This window comes from Citrobacter sp. S46_ASV_140, assembly GCF_018919545.1.
Lineage (GTDB): Bacteria > Pseudomonadota > Gammaproteobacteria > Enterobacterales > Enterobacteriaceae > Citrobacter > Citrobacter braakii.
Genome location: NZ_JAHLRC010000177.1, coordinates 1 through 5,610, shown reverse-complemented (window position 1 = coordinate 5,610; position 5,610 = coordinate 1). Strand labels below are relative to the sequence as shown.

The window sequence follows — 5,610 nt, the reverse complement described above, 5'->3', positions numbered from 1 at the left end:
CATGTTAGGTAAAGAGCTGAGCTTGCCACAGCCGGTTTGGACAAAACTTAACTTCGCCTGGGCCGTCTTCTTTATCCTGTGCGGTCTGGCGAATATCTATATCGCGTTTTGGCTACCGCAGAATATTTGGGTCAACTTTAAAGTGTTCGGCCTGACCGCCCTGACTTTACTATTTACGTTACTGAGCGGAGTCTATATTTACCGCCACCTTCCGCAGGAAGATAAATCGTAATAAATGCTCGCCAGATCTCCGGATCTGGCGAATTTTTATCCCTTCGCGTTCCTTGTTGCCATCAACCTGGCTTACTTCCACCCCGCAGGCCGCATCCCCTCTGTTCTCAGCGCGTAAATTCTAGTAGCATCGCGCCTGTAATCTTTCTCTATAGTCGGTTCTACAATGACAACAACGAATAACACTCCCCAGGGCGAACTGGTTTTACGCACTCTGGCTATGCCTGCCGATACCAACGCAAACGGTGATATTTTTGGCGGCTGGCTGATGTCACAAATGGATATAGGTGGCGCTATTCAGGCCAAAGAGATCGCACATGGTCGCGTGGTAACGGTGCGGGTTGAAGGAATGAGCTTTTTGCGCCCGGTTGCCGTGGGCGATGTGGTTTGTTGCTATGCACGCTGCGTGAAACGCGGGACGACCTCGATCAGCATTAATATTGAAGTCTGGGTGAAGAAAGTCGCTTCAGAACCTATCGGCCAGCGCTATAAAGCTACCGAAGCCCTGTTTATCTACGTTGCCGTTGATAAAGACGGTAAACCGCGGCCGATTCCCTCCCTGGCCTGATAGCACGCGCAAGCATCGCCATCCGGCAATCATTCTGCCGGATTTGGCGGCGTAACGCCAAATCCGGCCTGATGCTTACTCGATCTGTGTTGTGCCGTTCAGGCGGAAAACAATATTCACCACCAGCCCGGAACCAGGCTTACCGGCTTCATAACGCCATCTGCGCATCGCATTTTTCACTTCACGCTCAAACATATTCGCAGGCTGTGCGGACAGAACTTCCACATTTTCAACCCGGCCATCCGAGGTCACGTCAAATTTGACCTTCACACGGCCTTCAATGCGCAACGCCTGTGCACGTGCCGGATATTGAGGCTGATTACGACTTAAGGCTCGCGGACCAGATGGTGCACTCACCGCCGGTTTAGTGGTTGCCGGAGCGGTACTGGTTGTTGGACGCGCAGGCGCCGTATTTTCAAACGGGGACGCCGGACGAGGCTCTGCTGGTTTAACATCACGCTTCGGCTGCTCTTCCACCTTTTTCACCGGTTTTGGCTTCGGCTTAGGTTTGGGCTTCGGTTTCTCAATCACTACCGGCGCTTCTTTTGGCGGTTCGGGGATCGGTTCTGGCTCCGGTTCAGGCTCGACGACGGGTTCCGGCTGCGGCTGAACGGCCTGAGGCGGTTCAAGATCGGCAGGCGCAACCATCGTCACGGAGATCGGCTGCGCTGGCGCAGGCAGTTCAATAACCTGATGTACCGAGGTATACAGCAAACCTGCCACTACAGCACCATGAATGCCGACAGAAAGTAACGTAGGCCAGGGAAAGCGACGAGGTAAATCAAGGGTCATTGAAGTCATAATCGTTTCAGTAAAAAAACCAGGCCCTGATTTTAAATGCAAATAGCAATCATATTCAATAAGACCGTGAAGCTAACTGGCATTTAAAACGCGATTTTATGATAAAAAACCATTTTCAAAGTATGGCCTTAACATATTAGTTATCTTTCCGTTGCAGTTACCAGGCCTTTCCAATAACGTAAATATGACCTTTTACCGTTCAAGGAGCTCTACCCGTGCTGTACGTTATTTACGCTCAAGATATCGCAGACTCTCTCGAAAAACGTCTTTCCGTACGCCCTGCTCATCTGGCTCGTCTGCAACTCCTTCATGACGAAGGCCGTTTGCTCACGGCGGGTCCCATGCCAGCGGTTGACAGTAACGACCCGGGCGCCGCAGGCTTTACCGGCTCAACGGTGATCGCAGAATTTGAATCTTTAGAAGCCGCGCAGGCGTGGGCGGAAGCCGATCCCTACGTAGCGGCAGGTGTTTATGCGCAGGTTTCAGTAAAACCGTACAAAAAGGTTTTTTAAATTTAAATAATCTAATTTAAATTCAAATACATAAAAATTAATAATCATCCACAATCCAAATTAAGGGCGCATTTAGGTACACATTAACCTACGCGCCCTCTCTTTTAGTTACCGCCTATACTTTCAGTCTGACATATGGCTGGAGGTTCCTATGTGTGGACGTTTTTCACAGTCAATGACGCGTGAAGATTATCTTGCCCTGCTCGCTGATGAATCAGAACGCGACATTCCATACGATCCAGAACCCATCGGAAGATTCAACGTAGCACCAGGAACAAAAGTTTTGCTGCTGAGCGAACGTGATGAGCAGTTGCATCTTGATCCAGTTATGTGGGGATACGCCCCCGGTTGGTGGGATAAACCGCCGCTCATTAACGCACGGTCTGAAACTGCAGCCACCAGCAGAATGTTTAAACCACTCTGGCAGCATGGTCGCGCAGTTTGCTTTGCTGATGGATGGTTTGAGTGGAAAAAGGTAGGCGATCAGAAACAACCCTACTTTATTCACCGGGCAGACGGTCAGCCGATTTTTATGGCGGCGATCGGCAGCACACCATTCGAACGTGGAGATGAAGCAGAAGGTTTCCTGATAGTGACAGCTGCAGCTGACAAAGGGCTGGTTGATATTCACGACAGACGACCGTTGGTACTGTCACCAGAAGCCGCGCGCGAATGGATGAGGCAGGATGTTGGGGGGAAAGAAGCAGCGGAAATTGCAGCCGACGGTGTCGTGCCGGCTAATAAATTTATATGGCACGCCGTAACGCGTGCCGTTGGGAATGTGAAAAATCAGGGTGCCCAGTTAATCCAGCCAGTGTAACGCAGCATTACATTGTCAAAATAATAACAACCATTTGATAAAGTTGAAATTATCATGCTTTCAACTTTCAAAAATAGCTATTGGCTACCTTTAACAACTCATTGATTATCTAAACTTTGATTTTAGTTTTGGGGAGCGTTTTCACCAAGAATCCAAGTTTTTCACGCCGGCACATTCAACACGCTACCACTACTGGCAAACCTCGATGATAAAGTTTTTACTGCCGCTGAGGTCCGCTATGAGCGAAGAGCTGTCATGCTTCCCTATGGAACAGGTTCTCAATGATGGCATCACTTAATAATGAAGGGAAGCAAGTCAACGAATCATAACAGGAAAGCCCATTATACACGTGTATAATGGGCTTTCCTGTTATGACATGGCGAACTTAGCTGGAGGTCCGCAGTGAGCGAGGAGCAGACGTTCACTTACAACTGTAAATCTTATTGGATACATCGGCGTCTCTGCATTTGCATAAAGCATTTCATTTAACGTAAACATAATCCTGAAGTGAATCGCCACGGGTAACCTAAATGCGATACTGCTAAAGCGAGAATTTAAAGGTGATAGCTACTGGCACTAAATCAATCAGTTACAGACTGATTGTGGTTAAATAATGCGCTAAGAGTACAATGATTTCCGATCTCCATACCAATCCCTTTTAATCTAACTTCGTAATGACTACTGAGACACAATCTTGTAGAGTTTCCCCTCATCTTTTTTGCGGGATCTGAGAAATGACAGTCAGAAGTTATAAGGATTTAAATCTGGTCAGGGCTAACATCGAAACTGAATGCAGGCAGTTCATTCAAACCAGAACGTATGCAATTCAGTCAATTGGCCCGATGCCGGGGCAAAGGCCCGGACTCAGAGTGACATTCGCGAAAACAGGAGAGAACTTCGCTACCGTTAACATTTTCTATAACGGCGATGGCTCGTGTACAGTTCAGTACCTTACGGGGGCTAATCAGTCTCTGGGCAAGGAGCTTGCTGATCACCTTTTTGAAACCATTAATCCTGCAGAATTTGAACATGTAAATATGGTCGTGGAAGGGTTTGTGGAGGACACAATTTTACCTGTGCTTGAGTTATCAGCAGAAGAAACGCATATTGAGTTCAGGGAACACCTTCGTAACACTCATTCCATCGTGTGGAAAATCACCTCTACTACCTATCAGGATGAATTGACGGTTACCCTGCACACCACAACAGGCAAGCTTCAGATTCAAGGACGCCCGCTATCCTGCTATCGGGTTTTCACCTTCAATCTGGCAGAACTGCTTAATTTGCAAGGTCTGGAAAAAGTGTTAATCCGCCAAGATGATGGCAAAGCGAACATTGTTCAACAAGAAGTCGCCCGCGCTAACCTGGAGTCTATAATGGGAGATGCTTATCCTCACTTGCACGCCACTGCTGAAAAATTGCTCATTTCAGGTCTGTGTGTTAAGCTTGCCGCCCCTAAATTGCCAGACTACTGCATGTTGCTCTACCCGGAACTTCGCTCCGTTGAGGGTGTCTTAAAGAATAAAATGTACACATTTGGCATGTCTGTTCAGCAACCTTTAGGGTTTGGGCCTTTTTTCGATAAAGTTGGTTTAAATTACACTTTGAAACCACAATACGCGGCCCCTCTTAGGCCAGAGCAGGCTAATATCATCAATGATGCCTATACTTTCTGGAATGGGGAACGTCATGCTGTGTTTCACATGGAAACGGTGGTTGATACCAGCCGCATGATTTCTGATATGGCCCGACTAATGACCAAAGCCACTAAAGCGTGGCAAATAATCAAGGATTTGTATCTTGTTTGAAATTACCGGAGTTAACGTTTCAGGATCTCTTAAAGCTGTCGTTATGGCGACCGGCTACGAGAACCCGTTATCTTCAGTCAACGAAATTGAGACGAAACTCACTGACCTGCTGGGCCAGAATGAAAATGGTAAAATCCTTTTCGACCTCCTATGCGCTAACGGTCTTGAGTGGAACCGATTTGTTACGCTTGAAATGAAATATGGCCGCATCATGCTGGATTCGGCCAAAATCATTGATGAGCAGGAAATACCAGCACAGATCCTGAGTAAACTGACCTTTACTTTACTGAATCACCCTGAGTACCTGGAAGCGTCCGTATTGACTCCCGATGACGTGCGCCAAGTCCTTTCAATGGATATGCAAGGGGCTTGATAGTTAGGAAAATGAATCATCGCTTTCTGACTATTCCATCCAGCCTTTCGTATACTTACTCCGTGTCGTGCCTGCCAACTTGAGCACTAATAAAGCGTAACTGGTTTCCACAGAGGATACATTTGTACGGATCCGTACGTAGGAACCTTTTTATCGGTGCTGCCAAGCCGGGCAGTTACGGTTTTTCCTCGCCTCCATCCGCAGAGCCTCATACACTTCCGGCAATAGAGTGGCCCCGGAAACAGCTGTATTCAAGTCTGAGATTGATCAGCTCGGACTCGATCAGGATATGCCGCTTTGGAGCCTTCCGCTGATGAGCGCATCCATGAGAAAATCCATCGACCAGGTTAGGTTTAAAGTATTCAACTAACAAGCTGAGTGATCGCTCTCTTTTAATTTATATACTATGGTATTAGCAACGTCCGCTCTTGGCACATAGCAGCCCTTAAGCGGTAACTCGCCAGCATGGGGTGTCGGGGGGGCTGAGGTTCAAATCC

Annotated in this window: 7 protein-coding genes; 6 read left to right on the top strand and 1 reads right to left on the bottom strand. The window is 47.7% G+C overall.

Annotated features, from left to right (window positions below):
• Nucleotides 1–232: septation protein IspZ (locus tag KQJ19_RS22110; RefSeq protein ID WP_216404155.1), on the top strand; the 232-nt coding region annotated here is incomplete at its 5' end.
• 165 nt (nt 233–397) lie between these two features.
• Nucleotides 398–799, top strand: coding sequence for an acyl-CoA thioester hydrolase YciA (gene yciA / locus KQJ19_RS22105; RefSeq protein ID WP_016153266.1), 402 nt, complete (start codon nt 398–400; stop codon nt 797–799).
• 75 nt (nt 800–874) lie between these two features.
• Here the strand turns inward: yciA and tonB are convergent, their stop codons facing one another.
• Nucleotides 875–1,591, bottom strand: a complete 717-nt coding sequence (gene tonB, locus KQJ19_RS22100) for a TonB system transport protein TonB (protein ID WP_204553102.1) — start codon at nt 1,589–1,591, stop codon at nt 875–877.
• A 224-nt stretch (nt 1,592–1,815) separates the two neighbouring features.
• Between tonB and KQJ19_RS22095 the strand changes: the two genes are divergently transcribed.
• From KQJ19_RS22095 to KQJ19_RS22080, 4 genes are all read left to right on the top strand, one after another.
• A complete protein-coding gene (locus tag KQJ19_RS22095) occupies nt 1,816–2,112 on the top strand; it encodes a YciI family protein (RefSeq protein WP_003020675.1) in 297 nt (98 codons plus the stop codon).
• Nucleotides 2,113–2,263: 151 nt separating this feature from the next.
• Entirely contained in the window at nt 2,264–2,932 is a 669-nt protein-coding gene (locus KQJ19_RS22090; protein ID WP_216404154.1) for an SOS response-associated peptidase, read from the top strand.
• Nucleotides 2,933–3,666: 734 nt separating this feature from the next.
• Nucleotides 3,667–4,740: a type II toxin-antitoxin system RnlA family toxin gene (locus tag KQJ19_RS22085; RefSeq protein WP_216404153.1), complete on the top strand. Its 1,074-nt coding sequence runs from the start codon at nt 3,667–3,669 to the stop codon at nt 4,738–4,740.
• Nucleotides 4,733–5,113, top strand: a complete 381-nt coding sequence (locus KQJ19_RS22080) for a type II toxin-antitoxin system RnlB family antitoxin (RefSeq protein ID WP_216404152.1) — start codon at nt 4,733–4,735, stop codon at nt 5,111–5,113. Before KQJ19_RS22085 ends, KQJ19_RS22080 begins: the two co-directional genes overlap by 8 nt.
• The last annotated feature ends 497 nt before the right edge of the window (nt 5,114–5,610 follow it).

What these genes read in the sequence shown, in the direction of transcription:
- KQJ19_RS22090 (WP_216404154.1), top strand. Translation starts at nt 2,264, where the DNA reads ATGTGTGGACGTTTTTCACAGTCAATGACGCGTGAAGATTATCTTGCC.
- KQJ19_RS22085 (WP_216404153.1), top strand. Translation starts at nt 3,667, where the DNA reads ATGACAGTCAGAAGTTATAAGGATTTAAATCTGGTCAGGGCTAACATC.
- tonB (WP_204553102.1), bottom strand. Translation starts at nt 1,591, where the DNA reads ATGACCCTTGATTTACCTCGTCGCTTTCCCTGGCCTACGTTACTTTCT.
- yciA (WP_016153266.1), top strand. Translation starts at nt 398, where the DNA reads ATGACAACAACGAATAACACTCCCCAGGGCGAACTGGTTTTACGCACT.